Raw genomic sequence first — 22,807 nt, forward strand, 5'->3', positions numbered from 1 at the left:
CATGAGCACCACCGACACCACCACCGCCGCCGACCTCCGCGCCGCCCGCGCCGGACTCCACACGGCACGGGAAGCAATGCAGGCCACCCGCGCCGCCCACGACCTTCTGGAACGCGCCGAGCACGCGCTGCTCGACCTGGCCTCCACCTGGGACACCCGCCGCGCCTGGCGACTCGCTCGCCTCATCCAGCGCTACAGCGACCGCGCCTTCGCCGTCGGCCGCCGGCTCGACGCTCCGAACGACGCCTTCGTCGCCCTCCGCCGGGTGATCGACCTGAGCCCGTCCGCCGCCCGGAACGCCCGCAGCGTGGCCCGCTCCAACGGCGTCGACGTGACCGCGGACGCCGATCACTGGTCCTACCCGATCCGGTGACCACCCACCGGGCCGGGGCCGTCGCGCCCCGGCCCGGGCCGCGCGAACGGAACTCGCTGCGCTCGTGCCCTGCCGATGCCGCACTCCGTGCCGCCGATGCACTCCGTGCAGCTCGGGCACTGCCCCGATGGGCAGCACCCTGACGGCCGCCGGCTCCGCCGGCCCTCACCGATCCGGGCCCGCCCGGATCGGCCCTCCATGTTCCCCGTCCTCCTGGGCTTTCCACTGTGACCTCTCCGCCACTGCGCACAACCCCGCTGCGCGGGGCCGGCAGCGCCGAGAACTTCCCGACGCGCTGCGCTTACTTCGCCGGGAACTTCTCGGCCCCCCGCCCTCCGGGTGCGCTCCGCGGCTCCGGGGCCCGTTCACAAGCACCAGGAGGACGGGGAAAAAACGATCCCGGCCACTGGCCGAAAGGAGCACACCATGACCACCACCGACACCACGCGCACGCTCGTGCACGTCGACCCCGCCAGCATCGTGCTGGACACCAACGTCCGCACTGACGCCCGCCTCGACAAGGACTTCGTCGCCTCCATCCGCGACCACGGCGTCATGCAGCCCGTCGTCGGCTACCGCGACCAGGACGGAGCCGTGCACGTCCTGCAGGGGCAGCGCCGCACCCTCGCCGCCGTCGAGACCCAGCGCGAGATCATCCCCGTCTACCTCGCCGAGACCCCGGACGAGGCCGGACGGATCATCACGCAGATGGTCGAGAACGACCAGCGCACCGGCTTCACCGACGCCGAGCGCGCCGACGGCTACGAGCAGCTGTCCCTGCTCGGCCTCACCGCCGCCCAGATCGCCAAGCGCACCCACAGCCGCAAGGAGAGCGTCCAGCAGGGCCTCGCCGCGCGCCAGAGCCAGACCGCCCGTGATCACCTCGCTTCCGGCTTCACCATCGAGCAGGCCGCAGTCCTCGCCGAGTTCGACGACGACGAGGAGGCCGTCGAGTCTCTCGTCGCGGCCACCCAGCGCGGCACTTTCGACCACACCGCCTCCCGCCTGCGCCAGAAGCGCGAGGCAGCCCGAGCGGTCGCCGCAGAGACCGACCGTCTGACCGCCGAGGGCACCACCGTCCTCGACCAGGCCCCGTGGGACTACTACTACGACGGTCGCGGACCCGCCGCCCCGCTCCGCGCCCTCGGCATCGACGAGGAGCAGCACGCGACCTGCCCCGGCCGCGCCGTCATCGTCGTCGCCACCTGGGCGGGCGAAGCCCAGACGGAGGAGGTCTGCACCGACTGGAAGGCCAACGGGCACGAGAACCGCCAGGCCGTCGCCGGGACCAGCGGCCCCCTCGACGAGGACGAGAAGGCCGAGCGCCGCCGCGTCATCGAGAACAACAAGGAGTGGCGCGCGGCCACCGAGGTGCGCCGCGACTGGCTGTGCACCCTCGCCCAGCGCAAGAGCGCCCCGAAGGACGCCGCGGTCACCCTGGCACGACTCCTCGCCCAGGCCCCCAGCCGCGTCCAGGACGGCATGAACGACCGCAAGGGCATCACCGCCGAGATCCTCGGGGAGCAGTGGAGGACCAGCGCCCCGGCCAGCAGTGCCCGCGCCAGCGTCTACGCCCTCACCATCGCCCTCGCAGGCATCGAGGTCATCTACGCCGACGTGCACACCTGGCGGAACATGACCGACACCGACCTCGACTACCTCGCCGTTCTCGTCGCCTGGGGCTACACCCCCTGCGACCTCGAACAGGGCCTGCTCGACGCCCGCGCCGACCAGTGACCGACCGGTCCGCCCCGCCCCGCGCGGGGCGGACCGCCCTCGGCGGGACCGCCGAGCCGAGCGGCCGCGCCGTCCCGGCGCGCAGCACCCTCCCCACGACGCACAGCGTCGAGCGGCGAACCCGGCGCCGGTGGACGGAGCCACCGCACCGGTCGCCGGCCCCTCCGGGCCGGCACCGGCCGCGGCCACCCCGCAGACGGGCCGACCGCGACTCACTCTCTGCACTCCACGCACCATGTGCACTACCTGCACTAATGGTGCGGCGGCTTCCCGCCGGCGGAGCTTGCCTCCTTCGCCCTGCCCGGGGTGCTGGATCGGGGGATCTTGACGCACTGGTGGGGGAGGAGCACACCCGGCTCGCTGCGCTCGGCCGGCGGTCTCCGACAAGATGCCGACGCGCTGCGCTTATTTCGCCGGGATCTTCTTGGGTCCTCGCCGGCTGCCCGGGCTCTCGCCTCCGGCTCGACCCTTCGGGGTGCACCACCCCCACCAGCGCATCCCCCGCTCCACGTCAGCACCCCCGAACAACAGGACGAAGGAGCACACCATGACCCCCGAGATCAGCAGCTACGACCGCCTCCTCGAGATGGAGGCTCGCCAGCGCCAGGACCCGTTCTGGGGCCACATCCACCGCCAGCTCGACGAGATCGAGGCCGCCGCGCCCACCACCAGCGCCGAGGTCCTCCGCCTCCTCGACAGCACCAGCACCCAGAGCGGGTTCTTCCACGGCGGCATGGACCGCGAGCTCCTGGGCTCCCTCACCATCGCCGGCTGGGAGGTCACCGAGTACAACGCGGCCTACTACTGGACCGCGCAGCACCCCGCCACGGGCGAGAGCCTCGAGTACATCGAGGGCGACGTCTACAACCGCACCGACCGGTGACCAGGACCCGGGCCTGAGGGCCCGGGTCCCTCACCGCAACGGCGCCCAGCTGCGCCAGGCACTCCACCTCTCCACCGCACTCCGTGCCTTGGAGCATCGCCTCACCCGGCGACGCTCTGACGGCGACCGGCTCCGCCGGTCCCTGCGTGCGCCCCGCGACCCGTCGCGGGGCGCATTCCTCATTCCCCGTGTCCTGGGCTTCTCACTATGACCCCTGCGCTCCTCCGCACAACCCCGCTTCGCGGGGTCCAGGCGCCCGACAACTTCCCGACGCGCTGCGCTTATCTCGCCGGGAACTTCTCGCCCACCTGGCCCTCCGGGTGCACTCCCTCGCTCCGGGGTCCGTTCAAGAGCACCAGGGCACGGGGAAAAAACGACCGGGCCACCCACCACACCGCAGGAGACACCCATGGACGAGAACACCACCTACTGCCACAGCTGCCACCGCGACATCCCCGCTCTCAGCGAGTTCTACGGCGGCGGTCGCGACCTCACCGCTCACCGGGACGACTGCCCCGAGCTCGCCGAAGCCCTCGCCTCCCTCCGCAACCGCTGACCCGCACCACCAAGGAGCACACCATGACCGACCAGACCCTCACCATCCACGGCCGCCAGGTCACCGCTCGAGGCAACCTCGACCTCATCATCGCCCCCGGCCGCGTCCTCATCACCGGCAGCCGCGCCAGCACCTCCTACGGCGAGACCGTGGCCCACAGCGCCGCCGAGATGCTCAGCCAGCGCGGAGCGATCCTCATCGCCAGCACCGCCTACGGCATCGACGCCGCCGCCGTCCGCGCCGCCCGCCCGGACCGCACCGTCCTCGTCCAGGCCGCTGGGCTGAACCGCTCCTACCCGCGCGGCAACGCCCACCTCGCCCAGCACGTGCAGGACCAGGGAGGCCTCCTCCTCTCCGTCGCCACCGACCCCGACGCCGCCCCCACCCGCTGGGACCTGCTCGACGCCGCCGCCCTCCGCGGAGCGATCGCCCACCACGCCCTGTTCGTCGAGGGAGCGCACCGCAGCACCGCCTACGGAGCATCCCTCACCTGCCCCTCCGTCTGGGCCGTGCCCGGACCGCTCACCAGCGCCGCCAGCGCCTTCCCGCTCCGCCTCCTGCGCGAGGGCGCCCGACTCTGGACCGAAGACCCCGCCGACGCCGACCTCATCGCCACCGCCAACAACACCACCCACCCCTACCGAGGCGAGCACTCCAACCTCCTCAACCACCGACTCCACCGCGCCGCATGACCGCCCGGGGCGGGCGGGATCCTCCCGGATCCCGCCCGCCCCCGGCACACTCGACACACCCCCTCCGCCCAGGAGCCCTCACCATGGCCACCGCCCCGCTCCCACGCCGAGCACTGCCCGCACTCATCGCCCTCGCCGCTCTCGCCGGCGCCTGCGCGCCTACCGCACCCCCTCCGCCGACGTCGGATACCGCCGTCGTCGACTACGTCCTCGACGGCGACACCATCGAAGTAGCAGGCCCCGACGGCGACCGGCACCGAGTACGCCTCCTCGGCATCAACACCCCAGAGACCCCGCACGACGGCGAACCCGGCCAGTGCGGGGGAGAAGCCGCCACCGAGCAGCTGCGCGCACTGCTCCCCGAAGGCACCCCCGTGCAGCTCATCAGCGACCCCGAAACCGACGACGAAGACCGCTACGGCCGCCTCCTGCGCTACGTCGAGCTCGAGGACGGCACCGACACCGGCGCCACCCTCATCACCGCCGGCTACGCCTACGCCTGGGCACCCTCGAGCGAACCCGCACCAGCGCGCACGGCAGACTACGAGGCAGCCACCGCCACAGCCCGCGACGCCGGTGCCGGCTCATGGAGCGCCTGCCCCGACCTCGACCAGAGCAAGTGATCAGCCATGACGGCACCCACACCAAGCCCCCGACCCGCACGCTGGCGAGACATCCCACGCGCCGCGTGGATCCTCTCGCGCGCCTTCACCAACGAGTCCCGCGTCAGCCGCCGCATCCACTCCCGACGCCTCGCACAGCTGCACGCCCTCGCCGTCACGCCGTTCTACCTGCTCATCGCGATCTACAGCACCGTGCCCGGATACCTCTACCTCGACCCGTCCCGTACCGGCATGGCCGTCGCAGCGCCCCGTCGCAGCTTCCGCAGCCTCGCCGGAGGCGTCGCCGCGATCGCGTTCCTCGTCACGGTCGGCGTGCCCCTCAACCTCGCCGCAAGGCTCGAACCGGGGTATGTGCTCGAGCTTGGAGCCGGTGTCGTCGCGACACTCAGCGTCGCGCTGCTCCTCGACGCGATGATCGGCCGCCGACACAGCCGACGAGACCGAAAGCGGCTGCGCCAGCTCCGACGCAAGATCCCGGCAGGGGAGCGCTGGGACCTCATGATGCTTGCGCAGCTCCCCGACACCGAACCCGCCGCAGCGCGGCTCGCCCGGACCCTCCTGCGCACCATCATTCCCCCTGGCGTCGTCGTCACCGCCGTCGCCCACTCGGCCGAGCTGCACACGAAGTACATGCGCCACGGATTCACCCCGGCCCGCGGCCGCCAGCTCTTCTACATCGTCCCGACTCGCGACCCCGCCCCGTAGCCCGAACGCAGCAACGGGAGGGGCCGACTCGCCAGCCGACCCCTCCCGCCTACTCACCGCCGGTGCCGTCCGCCACGACCCCGACGGCCCCGCTCCGCCTCGAGCAGCCGCATCGCGGCCGCGCAGAGGTTGAGCATCGCCGTCACCAGTGCCACCGCCATGACCAGCGCCTCCGCGATCTCCCGACTCACCTCCTCCCGCTGAGTGGGCGAGCCAGCCTACGCGCGAGCCCCGACGATCCGGACCGCCTCCCCTAGGGGTCACAGGTCCTCTCCGCGCCGTCCTCCGCCGATGCGGCACACATACCGGTGAGACCCGCCGCCCACTGGGCGGTATGTCCCTCCGGTCGATCGGACGCGAAGCGTCCGGCTGGCGGGGCGGAAAGGATCACCCATGTGTCAGTTCACGGACCGTGACCCGATCAAGCGACACCGGCCCGGCACTCGCTGCCGCCACACGGGCCAGGTGGCCGGCGCCGACGGCTGCGGGAGCACCCTGCTGCTGCTCCTGCTCGCGGCCGCCCTCGTGCAGGGGGTGCCGCCCCTGTAGCCGCGACCTGCCCGACTAGCAAAGTTCAGCACCACATGGGCGGAGGGCCAGGAGTGCCGGCCGGACGTCTGCACTGCGGCGGCGCTTCTCGCGGGGATGAGCCGCTGCCCAGCAGCGGCCCTCCGCCCACGCCCAGGTAGCGTGTTCGACGTGGCCCGCACCCCACCGCTTTCCCCCGGCGGCGAGGGTGCGGCCACCCTCGCGCCTTGCGGCCGAGCCGAGTCTCATAACCGGTGAGCCCACGAGAGCGTCGAGCAGCTACCCGCCCAATGCCCGCTCGAGGACCGCGTGCGCCCACCGAACCGGGCGGTCGTCGCCGCGGTTCATGAGCTGGGTCGTGAGTCCGGTGATGACGGTGTGGAGGTGGTCGAGGGCGACGACGTCGCCCCTGATGCCCCGAGCGCGGAGCGCTTGGGCGCATACGTCGCGGATCGTCCCGTCGACCTCCCGCCAGATCGGCTGCAGACCAGACTCCGTGAGTGCGCTAGCGCTGAGGACCTGCAGCACGGACGCTTCGAGACGGCGCTCGGCGTCGAGCGGCAGCAGCGCCTCGAGCAGCATCCGCGCCCGCTCCGGCCCCTCGGCCGGTTCCGCCGGCAGGCCACTGACGCGTTGGCGGATCGCCGGCGCGATCGCTTCGAGGGCGCGCTCCCGCACCACCGCGTGACTCGGCATCGTGTACAGCATCGAGCTCGCTGCCACGCCCGCCTCGCCCGCGAGGGCCTTCACGGTGAGGGCGCCGAGACCCTCGCGGGCAATCAGTCGCCACGCGGCCGCGATCACTCGGGCGTCGCGCTCACGCATGTTCTTCGATCTGGTGGCCACACCGCAATCGTCCCACCGGAGCGCCTCGACTCGCAGACCGATCGACGACCGCCTATCACTACCCCTACCGATATGTCATGCTGTGTGCATGAGCACCTATCAGTACGAGGCCATCTACGACGCCCTCCGCGCACGCATCGAGGCAGGCGAGTTCGCTGTGGGGGATCGCTTGCCGTCCATCAGTGCCCTCCAGGACGAGTACGACGTGCCGAGCCTGGGCACGGTCCGGGCAGCCCAGCAGATGCTGGTCGAGGACGGCATGATCCGCACCGAGCAGGGCCGCGGCGCGTTCGTGACCTCTGCCGAGTCAGCGCGCGTCATCGACCCGGACGACGCCCTCGATGACGCGATCGCGCAGATCCGCCGGGCGCAGGCAGCGCTGGCCCGTCAACAGGTCCGTCGTGTCACCTTCGACCTGGACGGCGGTGACGACACCTACTTCGTCCTCACCGACGCCCTGACCGAATGGGCTGAACGCGTCGAGAGTGACGCAGAGAGCGTCGCAGTCCTCGACGCAGAGGAGCGTCGGCGCTGGGCCGGCCACGCCCGGAACCTTGTGGAAATGATTGAAGAGGCACTCGAGCGCACGATCGAGCCGAAGAGGTCAGGGCCGGCGCCCGAGAGCAAGCAGGAGAGTGCGGTTGAGCAGACCATCGACTTCATCATGGGGACGTTGGAGAACCCGGGCCAGAAGTAGTCCCCACGCTGGATCCGGCCGGGAGTCACCTCGCCGGGCTCAGCGAACGTAACTAGCCGATAACCCGTCTTTCCGGCTAGACCGGAGCGAGCTCCTCGAGGCACTTGGGGTATGCTCGTGCTTCACCGTCAAGCTTCGACGAGTCGAGGTATCTCCTCGTCGTACAGATCCACTTTCGTGGAGGGTTGGCCGAGCGGCCGAAGGCACCGCACTGATACTGCGGCGGAGGTGCAAATCTCTCAGGGGTTCGAATCCCCTACCCTGGGACGACTGTCTCATTGGGGTATACCCAACTGATACAGGCGCCGGTGAACTGTCCCAGCCGTGTCAGTGGGGTCGAATACTTATCAATACGACACTTCTGTTCTAGGGTCTAGGCATGATGAAACACTCCGGGCAGCGCGTCGCCTACGTTCGCGTCTCCACTCTTGATCAGAACCCGGCCCGGCAGCTCGAGGCGGTGGGGGAGTGCGATCGCATCTTCACCGACCACGAGCGGGGCACTCGCGAGAGGTTGGCTAGTCGCGTGCAGCTCGAGGAGCTGATCCAGTACGTGCGCGGCGGGGACCATGTTGTCGTCGCATCGATGGATCGCCTCGCCCGCTCAGTCATCGATCTCAACGAAGTCTCGCAGCGCATCGTTGCCAAAGGCGTCGGCGTCGAGTTCATCAAGGAGCGACTGACTTTCCTGGCCGGCGCCGAAGCCGATCCGTTTGCGCAGTTTCAAATGAACCTCATGGGTAGCTTCGCCCAGTTTGAACGCGAGATGATCCGCCAACGCCAGGCCGAAGGGATCGCCGCCGCGAAGAAGCGAGGGGTCTACAAGGGGCGAGCCCGGGTGCACGGTGACGAACAGGTTAGAGAGATGCGGGCGCAAGCCGCGCAGGGCATCCCCAAAGCACGAATCGCGCGTGAGTGGGGAGTCAGCCGTTCGACGCTGTACCGGTATCTGGAGGAGCAACCGCCCCTTCCGCTGTAGAGGTTCCTTAGTTCGAGGTCATCTCGGCGAAACGCTCGAACAGGATCTGCTGGCGCTGCTGCTCGGACGTGCATCTCCGCCGGGCACCGAAAGCTTTGTCGACGGCGGCGTCGAGCGAGTCATGTGCCTTCACTAGGTCGGCGTCCATCGTGAGTGGTGTGTAGTGCTCCGCGAGCGATCGCTGGCCGTGTCGGCTACGCGCCTCGAGGACGGCTTTCCCCCGCTGATGATGCGGTCGCGTTGCTGCTCGGTCAGCTGGGGGAGAGGGAGGTTGTTCCAGACCACGGTGGCGGAGAATCGGAGGTCGGACTTGATCCTGCCTCCGGCTGCGCGTTGCCATGCGAGGAACATCGAGCTGCTGATGATGCTGAAGAGGAGCCCGGAGGGGTCCTCTGCGGTGAAGTTCGCATCGCCGGCGATCACTTCGGGTTCGAAGTGTGCCACGGTCGCGTAGCGGCGAGTCTCCGAGAAGTGCCGGGGGATGCAGACATAGGGGACCGCTGGTTGCCGGCGCTCACCGAAGAGTGCCGGGGTGCTCGCGAGCTTGCTCGTTGCTGCCCGGCGGGAGGCACTGCGGTAGTCCCGAACGGCCTCAATCCGCGCGCGCAGCAGCACGGAGCGTTGTAGATCCCGAGGCTCCAGCTCCTCGAGCCAAAGGCACCATCGCGGGGCGTTATGAAGCAGTTCGCGGGCTCCCACGAACCGCCGCAAATACTTGGTGGCAGTCAGGTCGACTTCGACCTCGGCGACTTCCGCCTTGCTCACGAGGAGGTGACCTCCGTCGTTGGGCATTGAACCGAACTGCACTGCGGGCAGTTCGGCGCTCAGAGGCTTTGACCGCCGGGTGACCGCGGTGTGCGGTCCGTCGACCAAGTACCCGTTCAGCGTGGAAACGCTGATCTCGGAGGCCTCTCCCTTTACGTCGACGTAGTTGAAGAGCCGGGGTGCTGGCCTCGTCTCGCGATCAAACCCGATGATGGTGCAATGCACAGCCGCAGCGCCGGGCGCTTCACTGGTCCAGGCGAAGGTGCGATGAGCGAAGCGGATCCGCCAGCCAGCCTCGAAGATCGGGCCAAACAGCGCCGCTACGGGCTCCCCCTGGGTGATTGAGTTGGTGGAGACGAACGCGAATCTCCCAGCGATGGTTCCGAAGTAGTCGAGGGCCTTGCCGTACCAACCGGTGACGTAGTCCAGGTATCCGATGTCTTGGCGTTGCCAGACCTCACGCAGTTCCTGCGTCTGTTCAGGAGACCGTGTGTAATGCCCTAGGAACGGCGGATTGCCCATCACGATGACGTTCGGCGTGGGTGCAACGATGTCCCGCCAGTCGGTGCGGAGCGCGTTCCCCACGGTGATCCGGGCCGAGTCCTCCAGAGGGAGCATCGGAACGGCATAGCCGAGGGTGAGGTTCACGGCCTGGTTCGCCTGGTGCTCGACAAGGAACATCGCAGTGCGAGCGATGGTGGCCGGCCATTCCTCGAGCTCGAGGCCGTGGAACTGCGACAGGTGCACGTGTACTCGTGACTCCGCGTCGAGGGAGAGCTGGGTGCGAGAGGGGTCGAGCTGCTGTAGGCGCTCGTGGATCCGAAGCTCGAGGGCGCGCAGCTCGCGGTAGGCAATGATCAGGAAGTTTCCGCAGCCGCACGCAGGGTCGAGGAACGACAGGGAGCCGAGACGGTCGAGGAGCTTCTCGAGCTCACGCTTCTTCGCGTGCGCCTTGGTGAACTGGTCCTCGAGCTCGTCGAGGAACAGAGGGCGGATGACCTTCAGAATGTTGGTCTCGGTCGTGTAGTGCTCGCCCAGCTCACGGCGCGCCTTCTTGGACTTCACGGCCTGGAATAGGGAGCCGAAGATCGCGGGGGAGATGCTGGACCAGTTGAAGTACGCGGCCTGCAGCAGCAGCTCGCGGGAGGCCCGGTCGAAGTAGGGGATCTCCACGGCCTCGCCGAACACGGAGCCGTTGACGTAGGGGAACGCCTGGATCAGGTCATCGTCGCGCCCGTACCGCTTGTCCTCGGGCTTGTTCAGGGCCTGGTAGAGCGTGGTCAGCTGCGCCCCGAGGTCGGAGCCGTCTTCGCTGGTGCGCTCTTCGAGGTACCGGGAGAACAGGTCACGCTCCCAGAGGCCGGAATCGTCGGCGTACAAGCAGAACAGAGTGCGAATCAGGAAAATCGATGCCTGGTGCTCGTCGTACCCGGTGGACTCGAGGTGCTCGTACAGCTTGGCCATCAGCTGCGCGGCCTTGATCGACGCGGTCTCCTGTTCAGCCGAGCCGAACTTCGCGCGCCGGTAGCCGGCTAGGAACATCAAATCCTCGACGTGCGTCGGCAACTCCTCGAGTGAGAACTCCAGCAGCTCGGTTTCGGCGGAGTCCGCGGCCAGATCGAGCAGCCGGAAGCGCTTGAAATCGCTGGTGATGACGAAGTCCGGCCGCTCATGCTCGGTCAGGGACTCCATGTAGTCCAATGCCTGAGCCTCGGCCTTGGCGAGGTCGGCGCCCGCGGACTTCATCTCGATCAGCGCAGTGCCGGAGATCAGCGCGTCGATGTAGCCCTGACCGCCGGTGGAAGCGCGCTGAGCACGCTTCTCATAGAGCGCCGCGCCAGAGCGGGTGATACCGAAGACCCGCAGCAGATCCCGAACGAACGACTGCGCCTCGCCCCGTTCATACCCCTCTGCGTCGCGCCACTGCGCCACGAACGCCCCAGCTCGGGAACGGATATCGGGTAGCACGAGAGGCTTCTGACTCATGGGCACATGATCCCAGGTCGCATGAGCTTTTAGGGGCAGATCGAAAGGTCGGGGCTGGTCACAGCCGCCACGCGGCTCGCCGCTTGCGCGAGCGCACCGGATCCTGAGATCCGCGTTTCACGTCTTCGCGTTTGCGGCGCCGGGGTGCTACGTTGAACAGACTTCGTGTGGCACACAAAGTGCTACTCGGGCTGAGAGCCCGTCCCCGCGGCCACGGAGACGAGCCCTCAGCAGTTGAATCAGAGTCTCAGGCGATGCCCACTACAGCGAGCCCTGCGAACACTGATGCTTTCACGATCGCCACGACGAACCGATGGTCCACCTGGATCTCGATCGCCGTGGCGATCGTCGTTTCGTTCATGAGCGATTCCGCACGGAATCTCATGGATGCTTCCTCCTTCCGCGCTGAGTGCGGATGCCGGTCACGCTCCCTTCTGGTCTCGTAGATCGGCCGCAACGGCGGGTGCCGCAGCGGCTTGAAGTCCAGACTACATGTGGTGGTGACCTGGCGCGATGACCACAAGATGTACTGAACTACAACGATGTCATCCACAGCTCGTTGTTGATGGGCTGTGGACGGCGGGAGGTGCCTGTGGACGGTTTATAGCAATTGCCAGCAAACTGCCTAGTAGAACCCGTGTTCGAGTGTGGAGGGCAGTCTTGCGATGCCGCTCGGAGTGTGGATAGATGCTCGACTTCTTCTCGTCTGGCACGCCTTCTCGGCGCCAAAAGGGTGCGCTGGGCCCTCACTCCCTTTGTTCTCGTCGGCGTGTCGTCGGCGTGTCGCGAGCACACTTGCGATACACGCCCACCTCTGGTGGGCGCATTGCTGATCACCATGTGAGGAGCCCGGTCGTGTGCGGAAGGTTCACGTTGGCGTTCGGTGGAGATCGGCTGCTGCACGGCTATGTGGCCACAGGGCAGGACCGCGCGGTGCAGTGGGAGGCGGTCTACAGCATCGCGCCGCGTACCAAGGCGCCGGTGGTGCGCGAGTTCGTCGACGACGACGGCGAGGTGCAGCGGAGTCTCGAGCTGGCGCGCTGGGGTCTGTACCCCGCGTGGGCGAAGGACAAGGGGCCTCGCCCGATCAACGCGCGCCTGGAGACGATCGCGACCAACGGCATGTTCCGCGGACCGTTCTCGAGCGGCCGCGCCATCGTGCCCATGACCGGCTACTACGAGTGGGTCGAGGCCGACGACGGCGGCAAGGACCCGTTCTTCATCCACCACCCTGACGGGGAGTTGCTGCACGCTGCCGGCCTCACCTCCGCTCGCAAGGCCGAGGACGGCGACGGCTGGGACGTCACCTTCACCATCGTCACGCGCGAGGCGCGGGACGCCAGCGGTGAAGTCCACGACCGCATGCCCGTCTTCCTCACCGAGGATGCCGTCGCCGACTGGCTCGTCCCCGGGAAGCTCGAGCCCGAGCAGAAGGACCCCCTGCTCGCGCAGCTCGACCAGGTCTCCACCACCATGGCCGCCGAGCTGGTGACCGTGCCGGTGGACCGCCAGGTCAACAACGTCCGCACCCTCGACCGCACGGACCCCTCGCTCATCGCACCGCTCGACGCCGACTGAGCCCACCGGCGCCTGGCTGTCCGGCCCCGAGCGCACACTGAGCCCCGTGAGCCCCCAGCCCTTCACTCCCTATCCCGCTCCGCCCGCCGGGCGGTCGAGCGAGATGCGCGCGAGATACCCGCGGTACTACGCGCAAAAGGACCTGCTCGGCGCGGCCGAGTCGGTCGTCGCCGGTTACCAGCGCGCCGTCGCCGGTGGCACCCCGGTGTCCATGAGCCACAGCTGGCGGGACCCCGATGTCCCGGACGAGTCTGTGCAGGTGATCGTGGGCGGGGAGCGGCTGCTCCTCACTGTCGAGGAGTGGCTGGGCCGCATCGAGCTCGCCAAGCCCCACGTGATGTCCTGGGTCTCCGCCCGAGTCCACCTCGAGGGCGCGAAGCACCGTGCCGGACGCGGCCGCGCGGAGCCGTACTGGCACGAGGCGGTTCGTCGCGCGAACCCGGGCCGCCGCTGAGCTGACACCGGGGCTCGTGTCGTGCGCGGCACCTGGGTGTCGAACACCGCGGGGGCGTGCGACGGCAGGACGCCGCCTGCCGCTGCAGTCGAGTGCTGGTGCTGTGGACCGGGGGGCGTGGCTGGTTCAGGTTCTGGGCGCGTCGACGAGCAAGGTGGGGGAGTCGCCGGCGATCACGTGACCCCATCTCGGTTCCCCTGGGGGTGCTGGACCGGGGGATCTTGACGCACTGGCGGGGGAGGGGCACACCCGGCTCGCTGCGCTCGGCCGGCGGTCCCCAACAAGATCCCGACGCGCTGCGCTTATTTCGCCGGGATCTTCTTGGGTCCTCGCCGGCTGCCCGGGCTCTCGCCTCCGGCTCGACCCTTCGGGGTGCACCACCCCCACCAGCGCATCCCCGCTCCTTGTCAGCACCCCCCGAACAGCGGAACGAAGGAGCACACCATGAGCATCACCGTCTACACCAAGCCCCGCTGCGTCCAGTGCGACGCGACCAAGCGAGCCCTCAACAAGTCCGGCATCGCCTACGACCTGGTCGACCTCACCGAGGACGAGCTCGCGCTCGAGCAGGTCAAGGCTCTCGGGTACGCGCAGGCGCCGGTGGTCGTCACCAGCAACGACCACTGGTCCGGGTTCCGGCCCGACAAGCTCAAGGAGCTCGCCTGACACCAAGGGCGGGAGGCAACCCCTCCCGCCCACACTCTTTCCACTATCTGCACTACTTGCATTATCTGCACTGGTCGGGTAGGCTCGAATCACCATCGACCAGGGAGGACAGCATGGACCGCTTCACCGCCTTCGAGGGGAACCTCGCCGCAGATCCCGAGCTCAAGGAGTTCGAGGACGGGAACGCCTCCGTGCGCTTCCGCCTCCTCAACAACCCCACGCGCACCGACCGCCGCACCGGCGAGGTGATCAAGGAGACGCCCGTCGGCCAGTCCTGCATCGCCCGCGACCCGTTCGCACGCACCATCGCCGCCAACGCCAAGAAGGGCACCCGACTCCTCGTCTGGGGCGCCCTCAAGGCCCGCGAGTACACCGACAGGGACGGCAACCGCCGCACCGCCGAGTACCTCGACGTCAAGGCAGTCGGGGAGTCCTGGCGGTTCCTCAAGTCGTCCCCCCAGGCCACCGAGACCCCCGCTCCCTCCGAGGAGGCCGCTTCGCCGTGGCCGGAGGCCGCGCAGCCCGGCTCCGGCTTCGCCGGCTGACCCCAGACCCAGAACGCCCCCGACTCGTGCTCCGGTCGGGGGCGTTCTGCTGTCACCACAGCGGGAGCTGATCCCGGTCGATCGGCCTAACACCATCCGCCATCACACCATCGACGTCCGCGCCGTCGCGCGCAGCGTCGCGCAGCTCCCGCGCGCGGCCGCGGGCACCGCGCACATCCCGCAGCGCGCTCCCGAGCCGGTGCCGGCGAGCTGCCCACTCCCGCCGGTTCTCGCCGCTCGTGCTCGCCGAGAGGTGGGCCGGGTTCTGGCACAGCGGGTTGTCGCAGTCCCCGTGGGCGACCACGGGCGGCAGCTCGGCTCCCGGGTGTGCGATCGACCAAGCGAAGCGGTGGGCGATCACCACCAGGCCGTCACCGACCCAGAACCGCCCGTGGCCCCTGCCTGAGATCGCCCCGGTCCACAGCCAGCATCCACCCTCGATCCGGCGGACCTTCTCGAAGTACCGTTCCCGGATGGCTGGATCGGCCGCAGCCGCGACGATGTCGAGCATGAGAGGACCTCTCACCGACTCCACTCGGCGGTGGCAAGGTCGACAGTGGCTTCGCCCTGCTCCTCGCCGTCCTGGTACAGCATTCCGTGCAGCTCGGTGCCGTCCGCAGAGGCCGGCGACAGTTGCCGGTGCACGTCTCCGTCCAGCTGGATCATCACGCCCTCGCGGACAAGCGCCGCCGCTTCGGCCTCGGCCTTCTCGTCACTCAGCTTCTTCACCGGCTTCTTCCCTTCCGGCCGCACCACACTTCGTGTCGAGATCCCCAGTCTCTCGCCGACCTCGCGCCGGTTGATCCCGAGCGTGAGCATCTCCCGCTGCAGCTCCTCGGCGCGCCGGCGCGCTTCTGCCGCGTCCTTCTTCGCTTGCTCGCGAGCCTCGGCGATTCTCGCCTCGGCCTGCTCCCGGATCTTCGCCACCTTCGCCTCGGTGGCGGCGTCGACGCCTTCGATCTCGAGCTGTGCTTCCTCGAACCGTTCCGCGATCCGCAGCAACTCCTGCTCGCGCTCGAGGAACCGATTCGCGCGCTCTCTCGCTCGCTCTCGGGCCTCGGCCGCCTTCGTGCTCTTTCGTGCCACTCTCGACTCCTTTGCTCAAAGCTTCCTTGTGACGGCCTCCGGGGGAGCCCCTGTGGCGCGCGCTGGGGGCGCCGCAGTGGTGCCGGCTTGCGCGCCTGGGCCTGAAGCGCGCTTTGGTTCGCCGCTGTGCTGTGCGGAGCGTGCCGCCGCGACGCGGTCCGTGAGCGGCTGTAGCCGCGGGCTCCTCGTAGGTTGCTGATGAAAGAAGGCCGCGGCGCGCTCGCCATGAGGCTGAGCGTTGAAGAGGCCTTTCGACGCCGCCGTCACGGCAGCATCGAGCTCTGACTCCGAAACGCCCACCTTCGGCGCAGCCTCCCGGATCGGGATTCCTTCGAGCCGGTCGCCTCGGGGCTCTCGGGTGTTGCCTTCACAGTCCACCAGTAGCTCGTAGCTCTCGTGAGCCGGGCTGTCGGACTGTGAGGCACTCTCCGGGTTCCGGGTCAGGGTGACCATCGGGAAGTCCGACACCAGGGAGGGGTCGCGCTCATCGGCGATGATCCCGGGGTTCTCGGGGCTGTCTCGGTACGTCTGCCAGGACTCGAGGAAGGTGGCGCGCAGCTGTTCCACTTCCGCGCGGAACCTCGAGTCTCGCTCCATAAGCAGCGCATGCGATGAGGACAGATCACTACTGGTGGGACTGCTTCGGTCGGGCATGGTCTTCCCCTCTCAGATCGGTCTCGGCTTAGGTTAACGCTCGGCCACCGCTGGAACGCATGTCCGGTGGTGGCTGGCGCGGGTTTTCGCGCTCGTAGAGGATCGCGCCGTCGACGCTCGTCCCGTATCGGCGCTGCGCGACCTCCCGCATCTCGCCCCTGATCGCCGCTCGACTCCCCGGCGCGACTCCCGAGGCGTTGGCTGCGAGGCGCGCCCGCTCGAGATCGCCAGCGCTCGCGCGATCCCACCATCGAGGATCGCGAACCTGTGCGAGCGCCCGCTCGGCGCGGACGCGATCCGTCCGCTCCTGCACGCTCTCGAGCTCCCGTCGGTGCGGGGTTCTGCCTGTCTTCGCGTTCGGGTTCCGACGAGCCCTGGGTTCGTCCTCTCTCAGATCACGAAGCGGGATCGCGCGTTGGCGTGCCGCAGTTCCGCGAGACTCAGCTTGCACTGCTGGTGATCGGTCAGGGTGCGGTCGAGCCCGGCGCACTGCTGCCGCTCTCTGACGAAGGCGGTCGACGTCGATCGCTCGTCTGGGTTGCTCGGGCCGTGTCTGCTGTCGGACTGGCTCATCCACTGTGGGGGTGCTCATGAGGGCCTCCTGGCCTGAGTGTACTTGCGCACTCCCTCGCGCGCGAGGCCTCGGCCGCAACAGTGTCGCCATGGATCTGCCGATCCGCGCCGTCGGCCCGGATGAGCTGCGCTGCTCCCTGTGGACAGCGGATGGCTCCTAACACCACCCCCAGCCCACAGTCCACAGCGCAGCTCACTGCTCATCGCTGACCACACTACGTGTGGACAGCGAGCATGCACGGCATGCGCCGATGCTTTAGGTCCGATCGGCAGATCGAGCAAGCTCGATCCAGAGGACGCTTCGCGCCTCCCTGAGGTTCGCTTCGCTCACGGCCGATCAGGACCACAGCAACGTCACACCTCTTGCATTATGAATGTCCTCGGTGTCGCTGACGCGAAGTGCGGGCTAGTATCAGCGCATGATGTCCGTGAGCAAGCTGTCCCATGGGGACGGCTATGCCTACTACTCGGCGATGACCGCGTCCGGCGATCAGCGCCGCCAAGATGGCCAAGAGCTCACGGACTACTACCTCGACTCCGGCGCCCCCGAGGGCCGCTGGATCGGCAAGGGCACCGCCGCGCTCGGCGTCTCCGGCGCCGTGTCCGAGCAGCAGATGAAGGCCCTTTTCGGGGAGGGACGGCACCCCAACGCCGACGCGATCGAGGCCTCGGTGATCGCCGGCGGCGGCTCGGCGAAGGACGCCGAGCGGGCGTCCCGACTCGGCCGACGGCCGTACAAGTACGACTCGTCGACGAGCGAGATCGGGCAGCGGATCCAGTCCGCCCGTGACGCTCAAGAGATCCGGCTGGGCCGCGAGCTCTCCGTGGACGAGATCCGCCAGACCCGGATGCGCGTCGCCTCCGAGGTCTACGAGGAACGCTTCTCCCACCGGCCGACGGACGACAAGGAACTCGCCACCTTCCTGTCCAAGGAGCTGTCCAAGGGGTCGAACTCCGTGGCCGGATACGACCTGACCTTCTCCCCACCCAAGAGCGTCTCGGTCCTCTGGGGCCTCGCCGACAAGGACACCGCCGAGGCCGTGGCGGCAGCTCATGAGGCTGCTATCGACGACGCCGTGGAGTACCTCGAGGAGCACGCCATCGGCACCCGCGCAGGCGCCGGTGGAGTCGCCCAGCTGGACGTGACCGGAATGATCGCCACCCGCTTCCGCCACCACGACTCCCGCGACGGCGACCCGCAGCTCCACGATCACGTCGTCGTTGCGAACAAGGTCTACGACCCGCAGAGCGACCGGTGGAGGACTCTCGACGGCGCCGCGCTCTACCGCTCCGCCGTCTCCGCCAGCGAGCACTACAACCAGCGCCTGGTCGCCCATCTCTCCGCACGCGGATTCAGCTTCTCGCCTCGCTCCACCGGACCGGGCAAGCGGCCCGTGATGGAGGTCGACGGCATCGACCCGCGTCTCATGTCGCAGTCCGCGAAGCGCTCGGCCGCGATCCGAGCACGCACTCGCGAACTCGTCGCCTCTTACGTCCGTGAGCACGGACGCGAACCCGACACGAAGCTGATGCACCAGCTCCGCCAGCAGGCAACGCTCGAGACCCGCACCCCCAAGGGACCGCACCGCTCCCTCGCCGAGATGCGCGAGCAGTGGCGCAACGAGGCCGCTGAGATCCTCGGCAGCACCGACGTGGAGGGGATCGCGGACGTCGCCCGGCAGGCCGCCATCGGCTCTCGAGAGCGGGCCCTCGCGGTGCGCGACGGCCTGAACATCATCGGCGCCGGCGAGAACGTAATCGCCGAACTCTCCACCCGTCGCTCGACGTGGGCAGAGCGCGACATCCGCGCCGAGGTCGACCGCTGGGCAGCACGGAACGACGGCTGGATGCTCAGCGGGTTCCAGCGCGAGGCGATCGCCCAGTACGCCCGCGACGTCGGCAGCGTCAACCTCACACCCCGTTCAGAGGCGCCGGTCCTCGCGGACCTGACCCGTGCCGACGGCACCTCCATTTACGAGCCGCGAGACCGGAACATCTACACCTCCGCACGGATGATCGACGCCGAGTACACGCTGCTCGACGCCGCCCGCGAGGAGGCCATCCCGGCAGCCGCGCCCGCCACCTTCGACGAGGTCCTCGCGCGCCAGGACGTACCCCTTGACGACGGGCAGATCGAACTTGCACGAGCCTTCGCCTGCGGAGAGCACGTGCTCGCCGTCGGCATCGGTCCCGCCGGTGCCGGCAAGACCACCGCCATGAAGCTCGCCGTCGAGACGGTCCAGGCCGGAGGCGGCCGCGTCATCGGCCTGTCCGTCGCCGCCACCGCGGCCGCACAGCTCGAGGACGCCACGGGGGCGGAATCCACCACCCTCGCGCAGTGGCTGCACTGGCGCGGCCGCGCCCGCGAGGGCGACCCCGTCCCTGAGCGGTTCGCGCTTCGCACCGGCGACGTCGTCCTCGTCGACGAGGCCGGGATGGCTGGCACCCTGAACCTCGAGCAGCTCGTGAGCGACGCCCGGATCGTCGGTGCCCACGTCCGCCTCATCGGCGATGACCGTCAGCTGCAGGCGGTCGAGTCCGGGGGCGCGCTGCGCATGATCGCCTCCGAGGTCGGCGCCGTCGAACTCACCCAGCTGCACCGCTTCCGCCACACCGACGGCACGCGCAACGACGCTGAGGCCCAAGCCTCCCTCGCCCTCCGACAGGGCGACATCAGCTGGTACGAGTCCGCCGGCCGAGTCCACTCCGGCCGCCACGAGGATCTCGTCGACCAGATCGTTCGCGCATGGGACGCCGACGACGGCGCCGGACGCGAATCGCTCATGATGGCCGACACCAACGTGCGGGTCGCCGAGCTGAACGGCCTCGCCCAGGAACGCCGGATCGCCCGCGGGCAGGTCGACCTCAGTGCGAGCACCGCCCTCCGCGACGGCCACGACGCCGGGATCGGGGACGTCGTCGTGACCCGGCGCGTGGACCGCACCCTCACCATCAACGGCACCCGGGACTGCGTGAAGAACGGCGACGCCTGGACAGTGCAGCGCATCCACGACGACGGCTCGATCACCGCCGCCCGACTCACCGACGAGCGCCCCGTCCACCTCCCGGCCGAGTACGTGCGCGAGTCCACCGAACTGGGCTACGCAAGCACCGTGCACCGCGCCCAGGGCCGCACCGTCGACGTCGCCCGAGCCCTGGCCACCACCGCCACCAGCCGTGAAGGCCTCTACGTGGCCATGACCCGCGGTCGCCACTCCAACGAGCTCTTCGTCGGCACCGACGACCAGCCCCGCGACGTGGTCCTCTCGAGGATCACCCGCTCCGATCGGCGCGACGTCGCCGCCCGTGACGCGATGCTCACCGAAGCCGAGCGCGTGGACTCCCCCGCCGAGCTCGGCCGACAGCACCAGGACGTCACCAGCCGCGCCGACGAGCAGCGGTACAGCAGCCACCTCCGCGAGAGCCTCGGCGCCGGCGCCGAGCGCGTGGTGACCTCCGACGCCCGCTCCGCTGTCGACGCCGCGCTGCGCAGCGCCGAGGACGCCGGCTACGACATCGACCGCCTCCTGCACCGCCACAGCGACGTCCTCGAGCCTGACAAGGCCGAGGACCCCGGCAAGCTCCTCGCCTGGCGGCTGCGCAACGACCTCCGCCGGGGCTCTGAGCAGGCGAGCTCGGCCGAGCGCAGGCCCCTGCGCGAGATGCCCCGCGAGCGGCTCGTCGAGCTCAGCGCGGAGTCGGCCGAACGGCGCACTGCCGCACGGGAGGCGGTCAACATCGCCGAGGCCCGCCACTCCCTCGACGCGAAGCCGATCGACCTCAAGGACCGCACGGTCCCGGCCTGGACAGACCGTCCCCACGGCAGCCTCACCGCGGGCGAGCTCTCGGACATGGTCGCTGCCGCGCGTGTCGTCGCGTCCGAGGACCAGCACCAGCTGACCGACGCCCGCCGCGAGCTCCGTGAGCTGCAGCGCGAGTGGAGCACGTACCGTCGCGCCGAGGTCAACCTGCGAGACCCGCGCATGGAGACCACCGCGGCGAGGATCCAGCACGTCGAAGAGACCGTCTCCGCGCTGCGCGAGAAGCTGCGCGCCGGGCACACCGACCTCACCGAGCTGCGCCGCGAACACGGAATGCGGCGAGCGATGCCCACGCGCAGCTGGGTCCTCGAGAACGTGCAGCGAGACGCCCAGCGACGCCACGGCCACACCGACCGCGAGCACATCCGTGCCCGTGCCGGCCACGTCCTGGACCTCGAGGACGCCCGCCGCATCCTCGAGCGCGAGTCGACGCTGGACCGGACGATCCGCGCCGAGCAGCGACGTCGAGAGGTCGAGCCCGATCGCGCCATGTCGGCGCCGGCCGACGGGCTACCGCGCTGGCTCGCCCCCGACCGAGGGATGGAGGATCCCGCGCTCTCCCCCGCATGGCGCGACCACCTCGCCCAGCGCCGCGAGTTCCTCGCCGCCCGGCTGCGCGCCGACGGTCGCGCGCTTGCGCTGCGGCGGGAGCCCTGGACACGCGATCTCGGTCCCACCCCCGCTGACGGCACGGCGCAGCGCACGCGGTGGGAAGAGACCGCCGGCCAGGTCAAGGCCTGGCGGCAGCTGCACGACTACGCCGATGAGACCCGTGCCCTGCCGGAGCCTTCCGAGGTGGCAGCGCAGGAGCGCGCGGACCTCGAGCAGCTCCGCTCCCGGCTCGCACCGCCTCGGGCCGCTGCACCCGCGAGGACCCGGGATGTTCCCCTCCCCTCCCTCAAGGATCGGGTGGCCGCCCAGCGCGCGGCCGAGGGGGTCTCTAGGCTCTCCGAAGGGCAGAAGCGCGCCGACGAGCAGATGCGACAGCGCCTCGCGCAGCAGGCGCGCGAGCGAGAGCAGGGGAAGGGACCGGTCCAGCGATGAGCGAGGTCGAGGACGGCATCGATGAGCATCTCCGGCGCGAGGAACTGCGCGCCCGCCACCGCGATAGCGGCCTGTGGGACGACACCCTCCTGGAGCGGTACACGACCCGGCAGGATCTCGTCGCGTTCGTCGATGAAACCCATCGCGCAACTGAGGACGGTCAGGTCGGGTACTACGGCCTCAGCGCCGTGGTCTTCCACGCGGACGACCTGCCGGAGATCCGGCGCGACCTCGAGGAGATCGCCGGCGGCACGTTCTGGCACTCCAAGGAGGCCGTCAAGGACCAGCGGCTCCGCGGCCGCATCGGCGATATGAACGAGTACATCGCCGCGAAGACCGCGATGCCCGTGGTCGTCTTCGACGTCCGCGACCACGAGATCACCGAGGCGCAGGAGCGTGCCGTGCGAGATGTCTGCCTCCGAGGTGCGCTCAGAACACTCGACGAGCAGGGAATCACCGACGTCGTCCTGGACAACTTCCCGCAGGCCCAGCAGCGCAATGTCCGTCTCGACCAGGCGATCGTCCACGAGCTCCGCGAGAGGGGCGAGGTCAGCGAGCAGATGTGGATGCACCACGGGCGGATGAGCGAAGAGCACGCGCTGTGGAGCGCCGACACCGTGGCCTGGTCCGTGCAGCGCCACCACTTCGGGACGAAGGCGAGGGACTCCCAGCACGTTGCCCCCTCAGTGGGCGCCTGCAGGAGGTACACGCGCTGACCGGGAAGAAGCGGGAACTACGGACGGCAATGAGAGCCGACCTGGTGGGCCGTGAGGGGCAGCGAGAACGTCGCGCCCCCATCCACTCCCTCGCGCAACGCGTCCAGCAGCTCCGCGCTCAGGGCAGCTCGCCGGTGTCCAGGCCCGCGGCGGCGCCGCGCCTGGACGCGCCGAAGGCCCCTCCGGTCCAGGGGCCGGAGGGGCCTTCACGCTCCCTCTAGGGGAGAAGCTGGGCGGCACCGGGGTTCGGCGGGCTCATCCGTCCCGCACAACCCCCCCGGCCTCCTGGGTTCACCCACT

The 22,807-nt window shown here is 69.4% G+C and carries 23 protein-coding genes, 1 tRNA gene and 1 pseudogene; 17 read left to right on the top strand and 8 right to left on the bottom strand.

Annotated elements, in window-relative coordinates; genetic code table 11:
- The first annotated feature begins 1 nt into the window (after position 1).
- From CFK39_RS15915 to CFK39_RS15940, 7 genes are all read left to right on the top strand, one after another.
- Complete coding sequence (locus CFK39_RS15915) at positions 2–373, top strand: hypothetical protein (RefSeq protein ID WP_089066564.1); 372 nt, start codon at positions 2–4, stop codon at positions 371–373.
- A gap of 426 nt (positions 374–799) precedes the next feature.
- The gene (locus CFK39_RS15920) at positions 800–2,110 is read left to right on the top strand and encodes a ParB/RepB/Spo0J family partition protein (RefSeq protein ID WP_089066565.1); all 1,311 of its coding nucleotides are present in this window, start codon (positions 800–802) and stop codon (positions 2,108–2,110) included.
- A gap of 547 nt (positions 2,111–2,657) precedes the next feature.
- Positions 2,658–2,993, top strand: a complete 336-nt coding sequence (locus CFK39_RS15925; protein WP_089066566.1) for a hypothetical protein — start codon at positions 2,658–2,660, stop codon at positions 2,991–2,993.
- A 409-nt stretch (positions 2,994–3,402) separates the two neighbouring features.
- Positions 3,403–3,549: a hypothetical protein gene (locus tag CFK39_RS16355; protein WP_157697291.1), complete on the top strand. Its 147-nt coding sequence runs from the start codon at positions 3,403–3,405 to the stop codon at positions 3,547–3,549.
- A gap of 23 nt (positions 3,550–3,572) precedes the next feature.
- Positions 3,573–4,241, top strand: a complete 669-nt coding sequence (locus CFK39_RS16360) for a DNA-processing protein DprA (protein WP_157697292.1) — start codon at positions 3,573–3,575, stop codon at positions 4,239–4,241.
- 83 nt (positions 4,242–4,324) lie between these two features.
- Complete coding sequence (locus tag CFK39_RS15935) at positions 4,325–4,864, top strand: thermonuclease family protein (protein WP_157697293.1); 540 nt, start codon at positions 4,325–4,327, stop codon at positions 4,862–4,864.
- Positions 4,865–4,870: 6 nt separating this feature from the next.
- Complete coding sequence (locus tag CFK39_RS15940) at positions 4,871–5,569, top strand: hypothetical protein (protein WP_089066569.1); 699 nt, start codon at positions 4,871–4,873, stop codon at positions 5,567–5,569.
- 53 nt (positions 5,570–5,622) lie between these two features.
- Here the strand turns inward: CFK39_RS15940 and CFK39_RS16365 are convergent, their stop codons facing one another.
- On the bottom strand, positions 5,623–5,760 hold the full coding sequence (locus CFK39_RS16365) for a hypothetical protein (RefSeq protein WP_157697294.1): 138 nt from the start codon (positions 5,758–5,760) through the stop codon (positions 5,623–5,625).
- 202 nt (positions 5,761–5,962) lie between these two features.
- Between CFK39_RS16365 and CFK39_RS16370 the strand changes: the two genes are divergently transcribed.
- Positions 5,963–6,118: a hypothetical protein gene (locus CFK39_RS16370; protein ID WP_157697295.1), complete on the top strand. Its 156-nt coding sequence runs from the start codon at positions 5,963–5,965 to the stop codon at positions 6,116–6,118.
- A gap of 258 nt (positions 6,119–6,376) precedes the next feature.
- On the opposite strand, the gene CFK39_RS15945 is transcribed toward CFK39_RS16370, so the two are convergent.
- A complete protein-coding gene (locus CFK39_RS15945; RefSeq protein ID WP_157697296.1) occupies positions 6,377–6,943 on the bottom strand; it encodes a TetR/AcrR family transcriptional regulator in 567 nt (188 codons plus the stop codon).
- An 88-nt stretch (positions 6,944–7,031) separates the two neighbouring features.
- Between CFK39_RS15945 and CFK39_RS15950 the strand changes: the two genes are divergently transcribed.
- The 3 genes from CFK39_RS15950 (at position 7,032) to CFK39_RS15960 (ending at position 8,619) form a co-directional block, all read left to right on the top strand.
- On the top strand, positions 7,032–7,640 hold the full coding sequence (locus CFK39_RS15950) for a GntR family transcriptional regulator (RefSeq protein ID WP_157697297.1): 609 nt from the start codon (positions 7,032–7,034) through the stop codon (positions 7,638–7,640).
- Positions 7,641–7,819: 179 nt separating this feature from the next.
- Positions 7,820–7,906: transfer RNA gene (locus tag CFK39_RS15955), tRNA-Ile, on the top strand.
- Positions 7,907–8,019: 113 nt separating this feature from the next.
- The gene (locus tag CFK39_RS15960; protein WP_089066571.1) at positions 8,020–8,619 is read left to right on the top strand and encodes a recombinase family protein; all 600 of its coding nucleotides are present in this window, start codon (positions 8,020–8,022) and stop codon (positions 8,617–8,619) included.
- Positions 8,620–8,626: 7 nt separating this feature from the next.
- Here CFK39_RS15960 and CFK39_RS17410 read toward each other — a convergent pair whose 3' ends face one another.
- Positions 8,627–8,959, bottom strand: coding sequence for a type IIL restriction-modification enzyme MmeI (locus tag CFK39_RS17410; RefSeq protein ID WP_338027724.1), 333 nt, complete (start codon positions 8,957–8,959; stop codon positions 8,627–8,629).
- Positions 8,932–11,370: pseudogene (locus CFK39_RS17095) on the bottom strand (DNA methyltransferase); the annotation flags it as partial. The gene CFK39_RS17410 and the pseudogene CFK39_RS17095, both read right to left, overlap by 28 nt.
- Positions 11,371–12,225: 855 nt before the next feature.
- Between CFK39_RS17095 and CFK39_RS15970 the strand changes: the two are divergent.
- The 4 genes from CFK39_RS15970 (at position 12,226) to CFK39_RS15985 (ending at position 14,613) form a co-directional block, all read left to right on the top strand.
- Positions 12,226–12,948 (top strand): SOS response-associated peptidase, encoded by a 723-nt coding sequence (locus CFK39_RS15970; protein ID WP_245823037.1) that lies wholly within the window; start codon positions 12,226–12,228, stop codon positions 12,946–12,948.
- Between the two features lie 46 nt (positions 12,949–12,994).
- Positions 12,995–13,402 carry a hypothetical protein gene (locus CFK39_RS15975; protein ID WP_157697298.1) on the top strand — a complete coding sequence of 136 codons (408 nt, stop codon included), beginning with the start codon at positions 12,995–12,997 and terminating at the stop codon, positions 13,400–13,402.
- 444 nt (positions 13,403–13,846) lie between these two features.
- Positions 13,847–14,068, top strand: a complete 222-nt coding sequence (gene nrdH / locus CFK39_RS15980) for a glutaredoxin-like protein NrdH (protein ID WP_010552443.1) — start codon at positions 13,847–13,849, stop codon at positions 14,066–14,068.
- Positions 14,069–14,181: 113 nt separating this feature from the next.
- Complete coding sequence (locus CFK39_RS15985) at positions 14,182–14,613, top strand: single-stranded DNA-binding protein (RefSeq protein WP_089066573.1); 432 nt, start codon at positions 14,182–14,184, stop codon at positions 14,611–14,613.
- 52 nt (positions 14,614–14,665) lie between these two features.
- On the opposite strand, the gene CFK39_RS16505 is transcribed toward CFK39_RS15985, so the two are convergent.
- From CFK39_RS16505 to CFK39_RS16005, 4 genes are all read right to left on the bottom strand, one after another.
- On the bottom strand, positions 14,666–15,124 hold the full coding sequence (locus tag CFK39_RS16505) for a hypothetical protein (RefSeq protein ID WP_177349019.1): 459 nt from the start codon (positions 15,122–15,124) through the stop codon (positions 14,666–14,668).
- Between the two features lie 11 nt (positions 15,125–15,135).
- Positions 15,136–15,699 (bottom strand): hypothetical protein, encoded by a 564-nt coding sequence (locus CFK39_RS15995; RefSeq protein ID WP_089066574.1) that lies wholly within the window; start codon positions 15,697–15,699, stop codon positions 15,136–15,138.
- Between the two features lie 15 nt (positions 15,700–15,714).
- Positions 15,715–16,266 carry a hypothetical protein gene (locus CFK39_RS16000; protein ID WP_157697299.1) on the bottom strand — a complete coding sequence of 184 codons (552 nt, stop codon included), beginning with the start codon at positions 16,264–16,266 and terminating at the stop codon, positions 15,715–15,717.
- A gap of 477 nt (positions 16,267–16,743) precedes the next feature.
- Entirely contained in the window at positions 16,744–16,926 is a 183-nt protein-coding gene (locus CFK39_RS16005; RefSeq protein WP_089066576.1) for a hypothetical protein, read from the bottom strand.
- A 419-nt stretch (positions 16,927–17,345) separates the two neighbouring features.
- On the opposite strand from CFK39_RS16005, the gene mobF reads away from it, so the two are divergent.
- Together mobF and CFK39_RS16015 are read left to right on the top strand one after the other, a co-directional pair.
- Positions 17,346–21,791 (top strand): MobF family relaxase, encoded by a 4,446-nt coding sequence (gene mobF / locus CFK39_RS17220; protein ID WP_089066577.1) that lies wholly within the window; start codon positions 17,346–17,348, stop codon positions 21,789–21,791.
- Positions 21,788–22,507 carry a hypothetical protein gene (locus CFK39_RS16015; protein WP_089066578.1) on the top strand — a complete coding sequence of 240 codons (720 nt, stop codon included), beginning with the start codon at positions 21,788–21,790 and terminating at the stop codon, positions 22,505–22,507. Before mobF ends, CFK39_RS16015 begins: the two co-directional genes overlap by 4 nt.
- The last annotated feature ends 300 nt before the right edge of the window (positions 22,508–22,807 follow it).

The organism is Brachybacterium avium, assembly GCF_002216795.1.
Taxonomy (GTDB): domain Bacteria; phylum Actinomycetota; class Actinomycetes; order Actinomycetales; family Dermabacteraceae; genus Brachybacterium; species Brachybacterium avium.